Source organism: Paenibacillus sp. J31TS4 (assembly GCF_018403265.1).
In the GTDB taxonomy this organism is placed as follows: Bacteria; Bacillota; Bacilli; order Paenibacillales; family NBRC-103111; genus J31TS4.
The window spans coordinates 1,452,375-1,469,941 of record NZ_BOSI01000001.1; the positions used below are offsets into that span (position 1 = coordinate 1,452,375).

21 protein-coding genes are annotated in these 17,567 nt (G+C 61.5%); 8 read left to right on the forward strand and 13 right to left on the reverse strand.

The window, feature by feature from the left end; all coding sequences use genetic code 11:
- Window positions 1-64: 64 nt before the first annotated feature.
- The 3 genes from KJS47_RS06625 to KJS47_RS06635 all read right to left on the reverse strand — a co-directional run bounded on the left by KJS47_RS06625 (window position 65) and on the right by KJS47_RS06635 (window position 1,919).
- Window positions 65-1,300, reverse strand: a complete 1,236-nt coding sequence (locus KJS47_RS06625) for an MDR family MFS transporter (protein ID WP_249716147.1) — start codon at window positions 1,298-1,300, stop codon at window positions 65-67.
- Window positions 1,301-1,362: 62 nt separating this feature from the next.
- Window positions 1,363-1,590, reverse strand: a complete 228-nt coding sequence (locus tag KJS47_RS06630; RefSeq protein WP_213523837.1) for a YuzB family protein — start codon at window positions 1,588-1,590, stop codon at window positions 1,363-1,365.
- Window positions 1,591-1,616: 26 nt separating this feature from the next.
- The gene (locus KJS47_RS06635) at window positions 1,617-1,919 is read right to left on the reverse strand and encodes a HesB/IscA family protein (RefSeq protein WP_213523838.1); all 303 of its coding nucleotides are present in this window, start codon (window positions 1,917-1,919) and stop codon (window positions 1,617-1,619) included.
- Window positions 1,920-2,093: 174 nt separating this feature from the next.
- On the opposite strand from KJS47_RS06635, the gene ytvI reads away from it, so the two are divergent.
- Both ytvI and KJS47_RS06645 read left to right on the forward strand, forming a co-directional pair.
- Window positions 2,094-3,188 carry a sporulation integral membrane protein YtvI gene (gene ytvI, locus KJS47_RS06640; protein ID WP_213523839.1) on the forward strand — a complete coding sequence of 365 codons (1,095 nt, stop codon included), beginning with the start codon at window positions 2,094-2,096 and terminating at the stop codon, window positions 3,186-3,188.
- 15 nt (window positions 3,189-3,203) lie between these two features.
- Entirely contained in the window at window positions 3,204-3,935 is a 732-nt protein-coding gene (locus KJS47_RS06645) for an AAA family ATPase (RefSeq protein WP_213523840.1), read from the forward strand.
- A gap of 2 nt (window positions 3,936-3,937) precedes the next feature.
- Here KJS47_RS06645 and KJS47_RS06650 read toward each other — a convergent pair whose 3' ends face one another.
- On the reverse strand, window positions 3,938-4,483 hold the full coding sequence (locus KJS47_RS06650) for a FadR/GntR family transcriptional regulator (RefSeq protein WP_213523841.1): 546 nt from the start codon (window positions 4,481-4,483) through the stop codon (window positions 3,938-3,940).
- Window positions 4,484-4,500: 17 nt separating this feature from the next.
- A complete protein-coding gene (locus KJS47_RS06655; RefSeq protein ID WP_213523842.1) occupies window positions 4,501-4,731 on the reverse strand; it encodes a hypothetical protein in 231 nt (76 codons plus the stop codon).
- Between the two features lie 322 nt (window positions 4,732-5,053).
- Between KJS47_RS06655 and KJS47_RS06660 the strand changes: the two genes are divergently transcribed.
- The 4 genes from KJS47_RS06660 to KJS47_RS06675 all read left to right on the forward strand — a co-directional run bounded on the left by KJS47_RS06660 (window position 5,054) and on the right by KJS47_RS06675 (window position 8,281).
- Window positions 5,054-5,839 carry a hypothetical protein gene (locus KJS47_RS06660; RefSeq protein ID WP_213523843.1) on the forward strand — a complete coding sequence of 262 codons (786 nt, stop codon included), beginning with the start codon at window positions 5,054-5,056 and terminating at the stop codon, window positions 5,837-5,839.
- Window positions 5,840-6,049: 210 nt separating this feature from the next.
- Window positions 6,050-6,388, forward strand: a complete 339-nt coding sequence (locus tag KJS47_RS06665) for a L,D-transpeptidase (RefSeq protein ID WP_213523844.1) — start codon at window positions 6,050-6,052, stop codon at window positions 6,386-6,388.
- A 248-nt stretch (window positions 6,389-6,636) separates the two neighbouring features.
- Complete coding sequence (locus tag KJS47_RS06670) at window positions 6,637-7,056, forward strand: organic hydroperoxide resistance protein (protein ID WP_213523845.1); 420 nt, start codon at window positions 6,637-6,639, stop codon at window positions 7,054-7,056.
- Window positions 7,057-7,117: 61 nt separating this feature from the next.
- Entirely contained in the window at window positions 7,118-8,281 is a 1,164-nt protein-coding gene (locus KJS47_RS06675; RefSeq protein WP_213523846.1) for an iron-containing alcohol dehydrogenase, read from the forward strand.
- A gap of 347 nt (window positions 8,282-8,628) precedes the next feature.
- On the opposite strand, the gene KJS47_RS06680 is transcribed toward KJS47_RS06675, so the two are convergent.
- The 3 genes from KJS47_RS06680 to KJS47_RS06690 form a co-directional block, all read right to left on the reverse strand.
- Entirely contained in the window at window positions 8,629-8,961 is a 333-nt protein-coding gene (locus KJS47_RS06680; RefSeq protein WP_213523847.1) for a KGG domain-containing protein, read from the reverse strand.
- 171 nt (window positions 8,962-9,132) lie between these two features.
- Entirely contained in the window at window positions 9,133-9,942 is an 810-nt protein-coding gene (racE, locus tag KJS47_RS06685) for a glutamate racemase (protein ID WP_213523849.1), read from the reverse strand.
- Window positions 9,943-10,193: 251 nt separating this feature from the next.
- Complete coding sequence (locus KJS47_RS06690) at window positions 10,194-11,204, reverse strand: polysaccharide deacetylase family protein (protein ID WP_213523851.1); 1,011 nt, start codon at window positions 11,202-11,204, stop codon at window positions 10,194-10,196.
- A gap of 198 nt (window positions 11,205-11,402) precedes the next feature.
- Between KJS47_RS06690 and KJS47_RS06695 the strand changes: the two genes are divergently transcribed.
- On the forward strand, window positions 11,403-12,443 hold the full coding sequence (locus KJS47_RS06695) for a Gfo/Idh/MocA family protein (RefSeq protein WP_213523853.1): 1,041 nt from the start codon (window positions 11,403-11,405) through the stop codon (window positions 12,441-12,443).
- Between the two features lie 26 nt (window positions 12,444-12,469).
- Here KJS47_RS06695 and KJS47_RS06700 read toward each other — a convergent pair whose 3' ends face one another.
- Window positions 12,470-12,898 (reverse strand): disulfide oxidoreductase, encoded by a 429-nt coding sequence (locus tag KJS47_RS06700; protein WP_213523855.1) that lies wholly within the window; start codon window positions 12,896-12,898, stop codon window positions 12,470-12,472.
- A gap of 183 nt (window positions 12,899-13,081) precedes the next feature.
- Between KJS47_RS06700 and KJS47_RS06705 the strand changes: the two genes are divergently transcribed.
- A complete protein-coding gene (locus tag KJS47_RS06705) occupies window positions 13,082-14,191 on the forward strand; it encodes a phosphodiester glycosidase family protein (protein ID WP_213523856.1) in 1,110 nt (369 codons plus the stop codon).
- Between the two features lie 87 nt (window positions 14,192-14,278).
- Here KJS47_RS06705 and KJS47_RS06710 read toward each other — a convergent pair whose 3' ends face one another.
- From KJS47_RS06710 to selD, 4 genes are all read right to left on the reverse strand, one after another.
- Window positions 14,279-14,704: a YtxH domain-containing protein gene (locus KJS47_RS06710; RefSeq protein ID WP_213523857.1), complete on the reverse strand. Its 426-nt coding sequence runs from the start codon at window positions 14,702-14,704 to the stop codon at window positions 14,279-14,281.
- A 12-nt stretch (window positions 14,705-14,716) separates the two neighbouring features.
- Window positions 14,717-15,196 carry a DUF948 domain-containing protein gene (locus tag KJS47_RS06715; protein ID WP_213523858.1) on the reverse strand — a complete coding sequence of 160 codons (480 nt, stop codon included), beginning with the start codon at window positions 15,194-15,196 and terminating at the stop codon, window positions 14,717-14,719.
- A 150-nt stretch (window positions 15,197-15,346) separates the two neighbouring features.
- Window positions 15,347-16,429, reverse strand: coding sequence for a tRNA 2-selenouridine(34) synthase MnmH (gene mnmH, locus KJS47_RS06720; protein WP_213523859.1), 1,083 nt, complete (start codon window positions 16,427-16,429; stop codon window positions 15,347-15,349).
- A gap of 42 nt (window positions 16,430-16,471) precedes the next feature.
- Window positions 16,472-17,521, reverse strand: a complete 1,050-nt coding sequence (gene selD / locus KJS47_RS06725; protein ID WP_213523860.1) for a selenide, water dikinase SelD — start codon at window positions 17,519-17,521, stop codon at window positions 16,472-16,474.
- Between the last annotated feature and the right edge of the window lie 46 nt (window positions 17,522-17,567).

Sequence of the window (17,567 nt, forward strand, 5' to 3'; positions counted from 1 at the left end):
GCACGCGGAGCTTCTCCGGCGCGTCGCTTAGCTAGCCCGCATAGCGGCGGCAGACCTGTTTGCTTCAACCGGCCTCCCCCGCTCCCGTCTCCCGAGCCTTCGCTCTGCCTCCGGCCGAGAGCTCGCCTGCCCGGTAGAACCAGATCGAGAGAAGCGTGAAGACAGCCATGATGAGGAACATCGTATGCCCGCCGAATTCCGTCAGCAGCAGACCGCCAAGCCATGGCCCGACGAAATGGCCAAAATTCTGGAACGATTGAGCGCCGTAATAGGTGCCCCGCATTTCTCTCGGGGCAATACGGTCGATGAGCAAATTACCCGCCGGGAAGCTGAGAATTTCGCCAAGCGAGAAGACAACCATCGAGACGAGAAAGGCCGTTGTGCCGGTAGAATACGCAAAGCCGAGATCGCCGAGCGCGAACAGGACACTGCCGCAGGCGATGGCGAAGAGCGGCGACCGCTTCTCCAGCCAGCTGACGAGTGGCACCTGGCAGACGACGACGGTGATCGCGTTCACGCTCATCATCCAGGCGAACAGCTTCACTCCTTCCTCCAGCATCAGGCCTTCCAAATACTGCGACAGCGTAACCGTCATCTGGGAATAGCCCACGGCCGCTAGCATTCCGCCTCCGAGGAACAAACGGAAGGCGGAGTCCCGGCGAATGACGGCCCACGCGGCGCCGAACGTAAGCGGCTGCTTCTTCTCCCCCTCGATGCGCCGGATGCCGAACCGGTTCAGCAGCCGCTGCAGCAGGAGAGCGTACAGTAGATAAACGCCACCCGTCAGCAGGAAGGGCAGCCCTCCTGATACGGTCCCCAAATAAGCCCCGAGCAGCGGGCCGACGGCCACCCCGATATTAATAGCCAGATACCGGAGCGAGAAGACGCGGAACCGCTTGTCCGCAGGGGTAAGGTCGGCCATCAGCGCCTGGGAGACGGGCTCGTAGAACGACCGGCAGAGGCCGTTCGCCATGTTCAGCAGCAGGAACAGCAGCGGACTGCCCGCCGTGCCGAAGCCGAGGAACACAAAGCCCCACACATACAGCGCGGTCAGCATGACCAGGCGGCGGCCCACCCGGTCGGACAGCGTCCCGCCGATAAAGCCCCCGAACGTGCCGGCAAGCGAGCCGAGGCCGATGACGACGCCGATCAGGAACGGGCTCATGTCTGTCGTCCGGGCCAGGTAGAGCGCGAGGAACGGCATGCTCATCGACGAAGCGGCGCGCGCCATGACCGTTCCCGCCAGCAGTGTATGGACGATTGGATGATAACTCCGGTAAAACGATTGCAGCCGATTCAAAACAGCAAGACTCCTTCATTTCCGAATGCACGGCATCAAAAAAAGACCGCGGACGCGGTCCTTTACGCCTTGATATATTTCTTCGCCTTGTCCAGCGCTTCGTCCTCGGTGGTCCCGGTGAGATACCGGCCGTTGACGAAGATGAAGGCGGAACGCTTGCAGGGACCGCAATAGGACTTGCAGGCCACCTTGATCTCATCGTGCGGGGCCAGCTTCTGCAGCTTGGGCACCAGCGTTTTGACCTGGGTATGCGTGCACTTGTTGCAAATTCGAATATCGTTCTTCCCCATGATGGCTGACTCCGATCGCGGACGGCCTAGTGGTCGCCGTGGTTGCCCTTGCTCGGATTGGTGATGACGAAGCCTTCCTCCGGCAGGTACAGGTAGTCGATCTTCACACCGTCCAGAAGCGGCTCGTTCTTATCGAGCAGGACGCTGATGCCCTTGTCCGTCTCGATTACTTCGTCGTTCTCGCCGGGCTTGTCCAGATCGAGGCCGTAATGGGCATGGTCGCCATGGCTGTGGGTGACGAGCACGCGCAGCATAAGCTCCTTATTCTCTTCTTTATCCAATTCGCGCTGAATGACTTTGGCCGCGTTACGGGTGATTTTGCATTGCATCGTGTCTCTCTCCTTAAGTGAAAGGTCTATCCGTCCATTGTATCGGAAGCTCCCGGAATGCGCAACAAACAGCGGATACGAACCCCCGCGCCATGCTGGCGTCTGCCTCCCGTTTCCGCTATGATAGCAAGTAGCTGTCCCTTCGTGATTATTTTTGGATGAGGTGACCCCGGCATGCTCGCTTTTTGGAAACGCTACTACAAAACCATCCTAGACATTGCCCTGATTGTCTTTACCGTGTACGTCTTCATGCTCTTGTTCAGCTTTCTCTACTCGATCGCGGCGCCGATCTTCTACGGCCTGGTCATCTTCCTGTGCATCGAGCCGCTCGCCAAGTTCCTGAACAAGCGGGGCCTCCCCAAGCCTATCGCTGCTACGATCTCGACGCTGCTGTTCATCACGGTCGCCGTCGGCGTCCTCGTCGGGCTCGGCGCCATCTTCACGAGCCAAATCTACAACCTGGCTCAGAAAATTCCCGCCTACCAGCTGATTCTGCAGGAGAAGATTCTGCAGAACGCCGACTACTGGCAGGGCAAGATCGAGGCGCTTCCGCCGGATCTGACCGAGAGAGCGAAGGAATGGACCTCGGCTATCATTGCCAAAGGCTCCCAGTTCGTCACCTGGTTCCTGACCGGGCTGTTCCACAGCCTCTCGTCCTTCTCGTCGTTCATGCTGAACGTCGTCGTGGGGCTGATCCTGGCGTTCTTTCTTAGCCTGGAGATCGCCGATTGGAAGAAGCTCGCGCGGCGCAATACGCCGGAGACGTTCAAAAAGGTGTTCCAGTTCCTGCGCGTGAACGTCGTCGCCGGCATCGCGGGCTACCTGAAGGCCCAGCTGAAGCTGGTGTCGATCACCTTCGTCGTCATTTTCGCCGCTCTGCTGATTCTGCGGGTCAACAATGCGTTCTCGATCGCCCTGCTGTCCGGCGTCTTCGATCTATTGCCGCTGCTCGGTGTCACGACCGTCTTCGCGCCGTGGATCATCTACCTGTTCATCGTTGGCAACATCAAGCTCGCCGTCTCTCTATCCGTACTGCTGGCAGTCGTACTGATCGCCCGCCAGATTCTCGAGCCCAAGATTACCGGCGATTCGCTCGGCGTCTCGGCGTTTACGATGCTGTCGTTCATGATTATCTCGCTCTCCCTGTTCGGGGTCGCCGGTCTTATTATCTCGCCGATTCTGATCATCACAATCAAAGCGCTCATGAACGAAGGCTATCTGAAGCGCTGGATCCGCCTGCCGGAGGGAGAATATAACAGACCGCGTTAGGAAGGAGGCCGCTCCATGTTTCTCAGATCCGTCTCCCTGCTGCCGTCCGCCGGAGAGGAAGATCCGAGCGGTTACCCGTTCTCCATTCCGTCCATCCGCAGGCTGCCTGAGCTACGCTTCACCACCCCCGTGACGTTCCTCGTAGGCGAGAACGGCTCGGGCAAATCAACGCTTCTCGAGGGCATCGCCGACCAATGCGACTTCAACACCGCCGGGGGCGGGCGCAACAACCGGTTCGAGGTTCACGCGTCCGGCTCCTCCCTCGGCCGGCACCTGCGGCTGTCCTGGATGCCCCGGACGGGCCGCGGTTTTTTTCTACGCGCAGAGACGTTCTACCAGTTCGCCTCCCATCTCGACGTGCTCGCCGAGGAGGACGGGGCTGCCATCGCCTACGGCGCTTACGGGGGCCGGTCGCTGCATGAACAGTCGCACGGTGAATCGTTCCTCAGCCTGTTCGTCAACCGGTTCACCGAGCCGGGCCTCTACCTGCTTGACGAGCCCGAGGCCGCCCTCTCGCCCGCCCGCCAGCTTGCCTTCCTCAGCATGCTGCACGACCGGTCGCGGGACAGCCAGTTCGTCATCGCCACCCACTCGCCGATTCTGCTCGGCTTCCCGGGAGCTCGCATCCTGTCGTTCGACGAGCCTCCGGTCCGCGAGCTGACATACGAAGAAACGCCTGCGTATACCATCACGCGGCGTTTCCTGGAGCGGCCGGATTCGTTCTTCCGCCATCTATTCGAGGATTAGCGTCAGCACCGGCCCGCCTGCGGCAGGGCTGCGAACCGCAGCAGCAGCCGCCCGACGTGGAACAGATGCAGCTTCATCTTCTCCTGCGCCTCGGCCGCATCCTGGCGCCGGATGGCCCGGTAGATCGCCTGGTGCTCGCCGAGCAGCTGCTCCGAGACGGCCGTGTCGCAGAAGATGCGGGTTGCGCGCGCATGCTCCGAGACGAGCTCGATCCGGTCGAGCACTGTCTGGAGCAGATCGGCCAGCATGGCGTTGCGGCTCGCCGTGGACAGCGCGAGATGGAACGCGGCATCCGCCTCCTCGCCCTCCTCGCCGTTGCCGATCGACTGCGCCATGGCGGCGAGCGCCCGCTCCATCGCCCGCAGATCTTCCTCCGACCGCCGAGCCGCCGCCAGAGCGGCCTGCGTCACCTCCAACGCCTTGCGCGCTTCGAGCAGGTCTGCAAGCGGGATGCGGCCTGCCAGAGACAGTTCGCACGCCGTCCCCTCCCAAGAGACCGCTCGCTCGCGAAACACGCTTCCATTGTCCGAATAGGGTACCGTTTCCACAGACATCCACCTTTCCGCTACAGGCGATATTTCTTCTCGAACCGGGTGGCGAACCAATTGGCGAGCAGCATGGTGACCGCGATATCGTCGATCGGCAGGAAGGGAATCACGTCCGGAAGTACCCAGTACAGCGCTGCCGGCACGACGAACAGCAGTTTCTCCTTCATCGGCACGCGGCTCGATACCAGCAGCCGGCCTACCCGTTTGAAGACATGGACCCAATGCTTGAGCGAAAGAAGCTTACTCATGAAGTCCCCTCCTCGCGATGCTTCACCCTCTTCTCTCAGTATCGGTCTTCTTCCCCCTATATACACCTCGGCGCCGTCCGCTAATCAAAAAATGGTTCTCCATGTATATGCGCCCCGATGTGCGTTTATTCGGCACGCCTCCCGGCTTCCGCCGATCGTTCGAGCTGGTCCGCGGACCAGCTCCGCACCCACAGTCGAACGCTGCGGGCCTCACGCTGGGACGAACGGCTTATTCTTGTTCACCCGCCCCAAGTCGAGCAGGAATCTGGAGGGCATGCGAGGAATTGGGAATGAATGGGAAGCCAAGAGAACGGAGGAAGCCATGAATCGTATCCTCTCCCGATCCCCTGGGGGCAAGCTGCCCTACCTCCTGCTCCTCGTCTGTCTGGCCAGCTTCGCCTGCACCCTGGCGCTGATGATGGCGCTACGCTCCTCCCCTCGGCCGTATACATACACCAAAGTGAACGCCGCCGGGCCCGTCACGATGCACGTCCTGAGGACGACGCCCGACGCGATCGGCCTGAAGGCGATTGAGGGAAACGTGACCAAGATGGCGGAGGACGGCATCAACGGAGGGTTTTTCTGGCAGGGATACCTGCTCAGCATCGCCGTGAAGAACGACCACCCGGTCAAAGGCAATCCCGGCGATTACGGCTCGGGCTGGTACAATATCGACCGCCCTCGCGGCACTCTCGTCTGGGACGGCCGGACGCGGACGTTCTCCGTCCAGGTCGTGGACGACGCGGGTCTCCTGCAGGTGACCGACCGCTCCAACTATTGGGCGCAGGGCGGCGTCAGCATGAGCCTCGGCCGCAGCGAAGGCTGGGAACGGATCGCCGAAGCCGAGGAAATGCCCGCCATGGACGAGAAGCGGATGCGGTCCGCCGTCGCCTACGACCGGGACAACCGCGTCTGGCTGCTCGTCAGCCCGACCCCCTGCACCGTCGCCGTCTTCCGCGAGGCGGTGCGCGAGACGGTCGGGCGGGACCGCATTGTCGACGGCGTCTTCCTGGACGGCGATGGCTCCTCGCAGCTGAAGGCAGCGGGGGTGGCGCTGCCCGGCGACAGACGCGCCGTCTATCAGATGATTACCGTCCCGCGGTCTTAACCGGGCTGCTCATCCGACCCCGTCTTGGTACCTGTGCTTGCTTGGGCAATCGACGACATCCTCGTGACCGTCTGCCCGGCAGTGCCCCTCGGACGGCACTCACAGCACGATGACTTGCCGCTTACCTTACTCCGCACCATCTGCCCACCTGGCGCATATGCTGGCGCCATAGAGCCGCCCGCGAAGGGGCGGCGGTCAGGAGGAAGGTCCATGCCCGCACGCCGCATCATCGTCGATCTGTCCGAACGGCGCCTCTATCTGCTCGACGGTGGCAAAGTCATCCACGCCTACCCGATCGGGATCGGCACCGCGCTTACCCAAACCCCGGTTGGCGAGTATACGATCATAAACAAGCAGCCGAATCCCGGCGGACCGTTCGGCGCGTTCTGGATGGGATTGTCGCGCCCGCATTACGGCATTCACGGAACGAACAACCCCGGCTCCATTGGCGGCCCGGTTTCGCACGGCTGCATTCGCATGTACAACCAGGACGTTCTCCAGCTGCAGAAGCAGGTACCGGTCGGCACCCGGGTTACGATTCGCCGTTGAAGCTGCGAGGGCATGGGGAGCCTGCCGCCGGCAGGGAGGCAGGCTCTCGCTAGAGGCAGGCTCTCGGCAGGAAGCCGCCTCAAGTCTACTTGCCGAATGTGAACACCCCGGTGGCAATGTCCGCGGGCGAAGCTCTTGCTCCGGCCAACGCGAGTAGAACGGTCCTCTTTTGGGTAAAGGAAGAGGTAGGCTCCATTGGCGGCCTGCAGGCTGATCTATGGGGCGTAACCGAAAGGAGAGGGACGAGAATGGACAAGCTGTATACGGCGACGGCAACGGCTGTCGGCGGCCGCACGGGTACGGTTAAAACGGATGACGGCAAGCTGTCGTTCCAGCTGACGACACCAAAGGAGATGCAGGGGGAAGGCGGAGAAGGCACGAACCCGGAGCAGCTGTTCGCCTGCGGGTATTCGGCGTGCTTCGGAAGCGCGCTCCAACTGATAGCCAAGCAGCAAAAGGTCGATGCCGACCAAGCGGAGGTAACCGCCCATGTAACGCTCGGCAAGGACGCCGAGGGCGGATTCCAGCTGGCAGCCCGGATCGACGTCCGTATCCCAGGCATGGAGCGGGAGCGGGTGCAGGAACTGGCGGATGCGGCCCACCAGGTGTGTCCGTATTCCAAAGCGACGCGGGGCAACATAGAGGTGGAGGTCCGCGCCGTCGACTGAATGGCCGGAAGTCCGGCCGGGCCGGCAAACCTACCGTTATAAAGAAAGAGAGTGACGGCAAGTGAATCCCTTTATCTATCAGAACCCGACCAAACTGATCTTCGGCAAAGGCCAGCTGGAGCAGCTGGTGCAGGAAGTGCCGCGATACGGCCGCAAGGTGCTGCTCGTCTATGGAGGCGGCAGCATCAAGCGGACCGGCCTGTACGACCGGACGCTCGCCCTGCTCAAGGAAGCGGGGGCCGAGGTGGTCGAGCTCGGCGGCGTGGAGCCGAATCCGCGCCTCAGCACGGTCAATCGAGGCGCGGCGCTGTGCCGGGAGCATAACATCGACCTGCTGCTTGCGGTCGGAGGCGGCAGTACGATCGACTGCACCAAGGCGATCGCCGCAGCCGCCAAGTTCGACGGCGACTTCTGGGACGTCGTCACCAAGAAGGCTGCTGTCAAGGACGCCCTGCCGTTCGGCACGGTTCTGACGCTGGCGGCGACGGGCTCGGAGATGAACGCGGGCTCGGTCATCACGAATTGGGAGCTTAACGAGAAGCATGGCTGGGGGAGCCCGCTCGTCTATCCGCGCTTCTCGATCCTCGATCCCGAGCATACGTTCACGCTGCCGCGGGAACAGACGGTCTACGGTATCGTGGATATGATGTCGCATATTTTTGAACAGTACTTCCATCACCGGACGGATACTCCGATCCAGGACGGATTCTGCGAAGCGCTGCTGCGCGCGATCCTCCAAACCGCGCCGGTCGCCCTCGAGCGGCCGGACGATTACGAGGCGCGCGAGACGCTGATGTATGCGGGGACTATCGCGCTGAATGGCTACCTGTCGATGGGTACGCCCGGCGATTGGGCGACGCACGATCTGGAGCACGCCATCTCCGCGGTGTACGACATTCCGCATGGCGGCGGTCTCGCCATCCTGTTTCCGAACTGGATGAAGCACGTCGTCCGCGACAATCCGGCGCGGTTCAAGCAGCTGGGCGTTCACGTCTTCGGCGTCGATCCGGCTGGCAAAGCGGATCTCGAGGCCGCAGAGGAAGGCATTGCCGCCCTCCGCGCGTTCTGGAATTCGATCGGGGCGCCGAGCCGCCTCGCGGACTACGACATCGACGATTCCAAGCTCGGCGTGATGGCCGACAAGGTCGTCGCCAACGGGCCGAGAGGCCGTTTTCGGCCGCTCGAGCGGGACGATGTGCTGGCGATCTACCGTTCCTCGTTATAGGACCATCGAGAGAAGCGATCGGCTAGTGTTCCCAGGCAAAACCCTCTGCGCCATACCGCGCAGAGGGTTTTGGGCTTCCCGCGGATACGCAGCGGGCTGCGAACTTCCGGCGCACACAAAGAAAGGCTATCCCCTGTTCATCCATGATGACGGAAGGGATAGCCCTTTCTTATGGGACGGGCCGGCGACCGGCTCTCGCCCCGGTGCCCCGCCGGGCAGGCGTCTTGGTTCAGGAGCCCCGCCAGATTCTAAGCTCTGGAGCGGCAAGCGCTTCGCACGGCCGGCCCTCCGGCTGCTTCGAAGCCAGGGTACCCCTTACGGCTGTCGCCCGCCGGCACGGCGGCGGCTTAGCGGTTGCGGTTGCGTGCCTCCGCTCCCTTGCGGCCCGCTTCCTCACGGCTCATTTTGCCGTCGCCGGAGCTATTCGAATCGCCGCGGGCTTCGCCGCCCTTGCGGCCGATTTCCTGATAGAACTCGCGATCGTGCGAATCGGATGTCGCTTCCCCGCCCTTGCGTCCGATTTCCCGGTAGAAGTCGGAGTCATGGGAGTTGGAAGTGGCTTCCCCGCCTTTTCTTCCAATTTCTTGGTAGAACTCGCGATCATGGGATTTTGCGGTAGCTTGTCCGCCTTTGCGGCCAGCTTCTTCTCTGCTCATCTTTTGATCATCGTTGCGTGCCATTCTATCCACACTCCTTTTGGTTAGTTGGTGACATCCCGTCACGCTCATTTCTTAACCCCTTCTACCGGCGGCTAAACGGATATTCAACAAAATCCTATTTATTCCTACACGTACTTAGCAAAAAGAAAAACGCCCGGAGGCTCCGGGCGTTCGAGCGTACGACGTGAGGCGTTACGAAATCGTAGGGACCCGCCAGACGACGGGAGTCACCTGGATCTCTTCCTTCAGCCACGATTGGGCGATGGAGCGGAAGAGATGCGGATCTCCACTGCAGAAAAACTGGTGAACCGGCTCCTGGTTCGACTGCGCCAGCTGGCCGTTGTGGTACAGAATCGTACTGATCTCTCTGGCCGTCTCGTCGGCGGAACTGATCAGCGCTACCGATGGCCCCATCGCTTCCCGGATCGCGCCGGTCAGGTAAGGGTAATGGGTGCAGCCCAGGATGAGGCAATCCAGATGCTCTTCCCGGAAGGGCCGCAGCACGTGCTTTACCTCTTCCCGCGCGATGTCGTCCTCGTAGCGGCCCTGCTCCACGATCGGCACGAAGCTCGGACAGGCCATGCTGACTACCTGAAGCTGCGGCGAAATCTCGCGGAGTGCGGTCTCATAAGCCCCGCTCCGAATCGTGCCTTCGGTGCCGATGACGCCGACTCGCCCGCTGCGCGTCGTCTTGATGGCCGCCCGTGCGCCCGGATGGATGACACCCACGACCGGCACGGACACGCGCGAGCGGATATCCTCCAGAGCGACGGCCGTCGCCGTGTTGCAGGCGATGACGATCATTTTGGGCTTATACTGGAGCAGATAATCGACGATTTGCCGCGTGAACTGAATCACCTGCTCCGCGGGACGGGGGCCGTATGGCGTCCGCGCCGTATCCCCGAAGTAAACGACCTTTTCCCGGGGGAGCTGCCTCATCACTTCTTTGGCGACCGTCAGGCCGCCTACGCCGGAATCCAAAATCGCTATGGCATGCTGCACAATGATACGCTTCCTTTGCTGTTTGAGTAGGGCATCTGCTGCTCATGTATAGATTATGAGAATGCCACACGAAAGGTACTAAGTCAACCGAGCCCGTCTCTGGCGCCGGCGGCGCGAGCGGACGACTAGGCGGACCAAGAGAGACGTTACGGGCAGGCACACGGTCTTTCGCTACCAAGGGGGACATAGCCTGCCGCCGGATAGAATCGCCGCTTGGGGGCTTCTCCGGCGGCCTGCTTGCCTGCCTGTTCCTAGCGGTCCGCAAAATCCGTGAGCAGGCCGAACTCGTACCCTTCCTTCTTGATCGCCTTGAGAATGCGGTCCAGGGCGTTGATATTGTCCTTGGATCCCTGGTGCATCAGAATAATGTTGCCGTCATGCAGGTTGTTCATAATGTCGTTGTAGGCGTCGTCGGGACCGTTCGCCCGAGGCTCCCAGTCGCGCATCGCCGTCGACCAGAACACCGACTTGTAACCGAGCTCGGCGGTCAGATCCAGCAGATGCAGGCTGTATGTGCCGTACGGGAACCGGAAGATAGGCGGAACGGCCTTCCCTGTGATGTCCTTGTACGTCTTCTCGAAATCGAGCATTTCTTTCTTGAATTCAGCGTCCGAGACGGTCGTCATGTCCTTGTGCGACATCGTATGGCTGCCGACCATATGGCCATCGTTCACGAGACGCCGGATGAAATCCGGATGGGCTTTGGCATTATAGCCTGCGACGAAGAATGTTGCGTGCACGCCGTTGTCTTTCAGCACCTTGAGCATCTTGTCGACATCGCCCAGATCGCCGCCGGTGTCGAGCGTCAGGTAGACCTTTTTGCCCGTGCCGACCCAGACGGCCTGCCCCTTCTTGTACTGCTTCGTCTCCGCCGGGAAATTCGGAACCTTGCCCTTTCCCTGCTTCATGTAATACCAGGACACCGCCTTGCGGCTCGCTTCCGTCCCGGTGCCCGCCGGCTTCTCGGACGCCTTGGGCGTCGGCGATACCAGGGGCGCCTTGGACGGTGAGACGGAAGGCTTGGCGCTCTCCGAAGGCTTGGGCGTCTCGGTCGGCTTGACCGATGGGGACGGCGTGGCCGTTGGCGAAGGCGTAGCCGTCGGAGACGGAGACGGGGAAGCCGTAGCAGCCGGGGAGGACGCGCCGGCCGACGGAGACGGACTGCCTCCAAATTGCAAACCGCCCGAGGAGGAGCCGGAGCAAGCGGCCGCTACGGCCGCGAGCGAGACGAGCAGAACGACGGACGGCAAGGTTTTCTTCATCTTGATTATCACCTCATGGGAGAGTTAAGACTCTACAGTCCTCTACTCTATTCGACATTCCTTCGCCATTCCCTTGTCGGAACCGCCCATGATTCGGGCGGTCAAGCATCGGTACCCATTCTCATCCCGGGATGCCGGCGGTTAAAAAATGGGTATAGTAACATTGATAAGCAAATGGTAGAGAAGGAGTGATACGCGATGACCCCTTTCAAGACCGCCATCGTCGGCTGCGGCAAAATTTTTCCGATGCATGCCACCTCCGTTCGGCTATCCGAAATGGCGGAGCTGGTCGCGGTATGCGATATCAAGGAGGACCGCGCAAAGAAGGCGGCACAGGAGTACAACTGCAGGTATTATACCGATTATGATCAGATGCTGAAGGAAGCCGACATCGACGTCGTCCAGATCTGCACCCCTCATAACACCCACGCCCCGCTCACGATAGCGGCCGCCAAGGCGGGCAAGCATGTGCTGACGGAGAAGCCGATGAGCATCTCGGTCGAAGACGCCCGCGCGATGATCGAGACGTGCGAAGAGAATGGCGTCACACTCGGCGTCATCTTCCAGAACCGCTACAACCCAGGCTCCCAGCTCATCAAGAGCGCGCTGGAGGACGGCAGCCTCGGGCAGGTGCTCGGAGGCAAATGCTCCGTCACCTGGAAGCGAACGGACGATTATTACAGCAAGAGCGACTGGAAGGGCACCTGGGCGCAGGAAGGCGGTGGCGTGCTCATCGACCAGGCGATCCATACGATGGATCTGCTCCGCTGGTTCGTCGGCGACGAGATTGAGTATGTAGACGCACAGATGGGCAACCGGGCCCATGAACGTATCGAGGTCGAGGACAGCGTCGAAGGCGTCGTCAAATACCGGAACGGCGTGTTCACCGGATTCTATGCTATCAACTATTACAGCTATGACGCGCCGGTCGAGATCGAGCTTCACTGCGTCAAGGGAACGGCCAAGATGGTGGCCGACCGCGCGACCATCACCTACAACGACGGCACCGTCATCACACGGGACAAAAATCCTAACGACACGATCGACTACGGAGAAGGCGTCAAAATTTATTGGGGCGTCAGCCATTCCAAGCAGATCCGCGCGTTCTACCAGTCTCTCGCCACCGGCGAAAAGCCGTTCATCGACGGCCGCGAGGCGTTCAAGACGCAGGAGATGATCGCCTCCATCTATCGGTCCGCCAAGGAAGGAAAGCGGGTCTATCTGGCGAAGTCCGAGTAAGCGGACGGCCTAAGATGGACGACCGCCTATTCCTTCACGGCTCTCGCCAGCTGCCACTGCAGCAGTCCGATGAGGATGAATGCGGTCAAGGCAAGAAGCGGGATGGTAATGATGCCGAAGTAATCGAGGTAGTCGTAGGCGCACGACGCGTCCCCGCATGCCGAGGCGTTCTCGTGAAAGTAAGGCACCTTCTGAATCATGTAATGATAGAGCGAGATCAACCCGCCGATGCCGGCGAGCGGCAGCACATATAGATACACCTTGTTATCCTTGCGGAAGGTGGCGACGGCGAGCAGCACGACGAGCGGATACATGAAAATCCGCTGCAACCAGCACAGCTTGCACGGCTCGAAGCGCAGCACCTCGGACAGGTACAGGCTTCCGAGCGTCGCGACCAGCGCTACCGCAAAGGAAAGCTGCAGGGCGTTCGCCAGGATGAATTTTTTCCAGGCCATGGTAGGTTCCTCCACTCAACAAATGCGTTTTTTGGCAATCGACCGTGCGGCCTCTCTGCGACGATAGCGAAGCATGGATGCCCAAACAGGAGAATACGGAAGGCCGCGGCGGATTATGCAACCTTTTTGCGGGAGAATCGTCTATACTGGTAATATCCAGCATTCTCCAGGAAAGGAAGCGTTATGGCTAATTCCACCGTTACACAGGCACCGCCCACCGCCCGGCCCCGGCGCGCCAAGGGGAAGCGGCGCCGCCTGCTCCGGTTCGCCGCCATGCTCGCCACGATCGTGTTCGCGGTCGGCATCGGATTCGCCATTTGGCTGTTTCTGCTGCCATCCGGGCAGCAGTTCAAGACGATGATGGCCGACACGCTCATCTCGACCCAGCACCGGCACTGGGCCAAGTACCTGATCGGCCAGGAAGCGCTGGACAAGCGGGTCGACTCATACGCCGAACAGTTCGAGCAGTATGCCGAAGCCCCGGTCGTCGAGGTGCCCGTACTCGAGCCCCCCAAGCCGGAGGTCGTGAAGCCTCTCTACGAGATCGAGCCGATCGAGGGCAAAGGCTACAAGGGCTACCTGCTGTCGATCTCCGACCCCAAGAAGCTTCGGATCGGCGTACCCGGCAAATACGGCAAGGGAGAGAAGGTTTCGTCAATGGTCCAGCGGACCGGAGCGCTCATCGGCGTGAACGGCGGCGGCTTCATCGATCCCGAATGGATGGGCAACGGCTTCCAGCCATCCGGCATCGTCATGTCCGGAGGCACCATCTATTATCTCGATGCCGCCAAGACCACGCCGCTGCATATCGTCGGCATCGACCGGGACGGGCGGATGATCGCGGGCAAATATTCTCCGAACGAGCTGCTGCAGATGGGCGTCACCGAGGCGGTTACCTTCTCGCCGCGATTCATCGTGAACGGAGTCGGCCAGATCAAGAATCCGGCCGACGGCTGGGGCATCGCTCCCCGCACCTGCATGGCGCAGACCGCCGACGGAACCATTCTGTTCGCCATCATCGACGGGCGCCAGCCCGGCCACAGCATCGGGGCCACCCTGTACGACGTGCAGCAGCTGTTCCTTGAGCGGGGCGCCATTCTGGCAGCCAATCTCGACGGAGGCTCGTCCACCGTTCTGGTCAAGGAAGGGACCATCGTGAACAAGCCGGCGAGCGAATACGGAGAGCGTTACCTGCCGACCGCCTGGCTTCTGTTCGACAAGCCCGAGGAAGCGAACATCCGCAACATATGGGAGGGCGTCGATATAAGTAAGATCGACCCATCCAAATGGTAGCTCCCGCGCAAAAACCTGGTTTCCCCCATCCGGACGGATGGGAGAAACCAGGTTTTATTCGTTTGGCGCGAATTGCGGGCGAACCCGCTACTTCACGCCGACGGTCTCCCGCTCTTCGGCGGCTTCCGTCTTGGGGGCTGCTTCGTCCGCGGACAGAACCGGCTCCGACGAAGCCTCGGAAAGAGAGGAAACCGTCGCTTCGGCCGCCCGCTCCCCGGCCTGCGCTTCTTTCCACGACTTCACTTCGGAAGCGACGGCCTGGGCAACCTCCCGGGCCTTGCCGACCCAGTCGCTCGTCTGCGAGCCGATCGACCGCGCCACCTCATGCGCCGACTGGCTTACCTGGCCGGCGATCTCCTGCGTTTTGTCCGACAAGGTCGTCACCTGATCGGCGATGTCCTTGCGCAGCTCGCGGCCCGGCTTGGGGGCGAGCAAGAGCGCCGTGGCGGCTCCCATGACCGCACCGACCACCGCGCCGATTACAAAGGGTTTGCCATTCTTTTGCTCTGCCATCGCACACACTCCTTACTTGGCTTGGGATTGCTGCGTATCTTCCTTCTCCGAAGCCGCCTTCTTAGAGGCGCTCCGTTCCTTCCAGACCTGCCACAGCTTGGCGCCTACCGCCGCCCATTCGACGATGCCGGCGACCTTCTGTTCCTCCTGCCGCAGCGCGCGTTCGGCGCTTGCCGCTGTCCGGGAGAACGCGGCGGACACCTCCCGGATGGAGGTCGTCACTGCCTCGATGCTCTGGCCGGTCTGCCGGGCCGAGCGGAAGAGCGGGTCCACCGCCTGGAGCTTCTGCTCCACGTCCCGCGCCAGCCGGTCGCCCGTGCGCACCAGCTCCGCCGTCTCCCTGCTGACTGCGGTCACCTCGCTCTCCAGCCGCTCCAGCGCCTCCCGGCTTCTCTCGAGCGACCGGTTGACCTCCCGCAGCGTCCGGACGAGGAACCCGACGAGCACCGCAAAGGCCACCGCAATTACAGCCAAGCTAACCTGCCAGATCATCCGATCACCTCATTCTCCGAATGGGCGGGACACCCGCCCAGTTCTTACCAACAGTATAGGTGCGTCCGCCGCAATTTGACACTCGCTTCCGCCAAAAGTTTGGCAGAGCTCGTCCGGCAAACCGCTAATTTAGACTGCTTACCGTCCGTTTCACGCCTGGCTGGGGATGACGGACGCCCCGGCCTCCTCCGTCCGGACGAAGCCGTCCAGGACGAGCGCCTCCTTTATCTTGGCAAGCGCGTCGTCCGTATCGACGGCCTGAATATGCTTGACGACTCCCTCATACTGCTTGCCCGCGTGCTCGTAACGCGGATCGTAATAGTGCTCGAGCAGCAGGCCGACCGCTTCCTCGAACTGCTCCTGTTCGAGCAGCAGCTCGATCTCCGCGGCGATCGGGGTATGCATGCGGCGCTGAATGCGGCGGAACGCATCGAGACAGGCTTCCTTGTGGGCAGCCGGCTGGTAATCCTCGACGATCATGCGGATGCGCTCGGCGCGCGGCAGCTCGAGGACATAATGCGTGCCGTTCTTCTTGGCCTCTACCAGGAACGGCGGCAGGCATGCCTTGCCCACCCGCTTGCTCTCGGCCTCGAGGATCACATAGGGCGAGTCCTTCAAACGCAGCAGATCCATCAGAAGCAAGGACTCAAACGTTTTCTGGTTATTCGGCTCGCGGCCGACGTGTCCGAAGATTGACCCTCTGTGGTTCGCGAGCCCCTCCAGGTCGATGACGGGGTAGCCTTCGTCAGCGAGCCGCTGCAAGAGCAGCGTCTTGCCGGAGCCCGTATAGCCGTGGATGACGACGCAGCGCTGCTCCATCCGGTACGAGTCGAGCGTATCCACAACCCACTTCCGGTACGAGCGGATGCCGCCCGTCAGCCGCTGGACATGGACGCTCATCAGCGACAACAGCGTCGCCGTCGTCCGGCTCCTCATGCCGCCGCGCCAGCAATAGACGACCTTGGGGACGTCACCGAGCTCCTGGAACGACTTGATAAAGGCGGGCAGCTTGGCCGAGATGATCTCGAGTCCCCGCTCCTTCGCCTTCTCGACGCTGACCTGCTTGTACAGCGTGCCGATCTCGCTCCGCTCCTCGTCCGTGAAGAACGGAATATTGATGCTGCCCGGAATCGTCATCTCCTCGTATTCCGACGGAGACCGGACGTCGATGAGCGTCAGCTCGCCTTCGTCCCGTTTGCGGAGCAGCTGGTCAATCGTAATATCTTGAAACATGTTCGTGCACCTCTTCTTCCTGCTTAAGCCTGACCGCCTGCGTTAGACGACCTCGATGTGTCCCGGATGCTCGGCCACCGCTTCCCCGATAAGGGCCGCTTCCACGCCGGCCGCCACCAGCTCCTCCAGCAGCCGCTCGGACTGGTCGAAGGAGACCGAGATGAGCAGCCCCCCGGAGGTGACGGCGTCGCACAGCATCCATTGGCCGATCTGGTCAATGTGACCCGCAAACGTGACCGCGCCCTCCAGATGGGCGAAGTTGTTCTTCGTCCCGCCCGGCACGAAGCCGGCCTCGGCCAGCTCGCGGACGCGCGGCAGCATCGGCACCTTCGCGCTGTCGATGCGGATGCCGACGCCGCTGCCCTTGGCCATCTCCGAAGCGTGGCCGAGCAGTCCGAAGCCCGTCACGTCGGTACAGCCGCCGACATCGTACGGCTCCATTACCTCGGCCGCCGTCTTGTTCAAGGCTGCCATGACGCCGGTGACCCGGCGGACTTCCTCTTCACTCAGCTGATCCTTCTTGATCGAGGTGGTCAGAATGCCCACGCCGATCGGCTTCGTCAGAATCAGCTTGTCCCCCGGTCTTGCGCCTGTGTTGGCACGGACCTTGTCCGGATGGACGAGGCCGGTTACCGCGAGGCCGAATTTGGGCTCGTTATCGTCAATCGAGTGGCCGCCGACCAGCGTGGCCCCGGCTTCCTTCACCTTGTCTCCCGCACCGCGCAGAATCTCGGCGAGCACTTCCTTGGGCAGCTTGGAGATCGGGAAGGCGACGATGTTCAGAACCGTCAGCGGCTTGCCGCCCATCGCGTAGATGTCGCTGATTGCGTTGGCCGCCGCCACCTGCCCGAACGAATACGGGTCGTCCACGATCGGAGTGAAAAAATCGACGGTCTGCACGAGCGCCAGCTCGTCGCTAAGCTTGTACACACCTGCGTCGTCGCTCGTGTCTAGGCCGACGAGCAGATTCGGATTCGGCTCGGCCTGCGGCAGCTGCCGCAGCACCTGGGACAGATCCGCCGGTCCGATCTTGCAGCCGCAGCCGCCTTTGGTCGAGTAAGATGTTAACTTGATGCGTTCCCTTTCCTCCATGGTTCATCCTGCCTCTTTCCGTGTAATAGTCTTAGTTAAGAGCGTA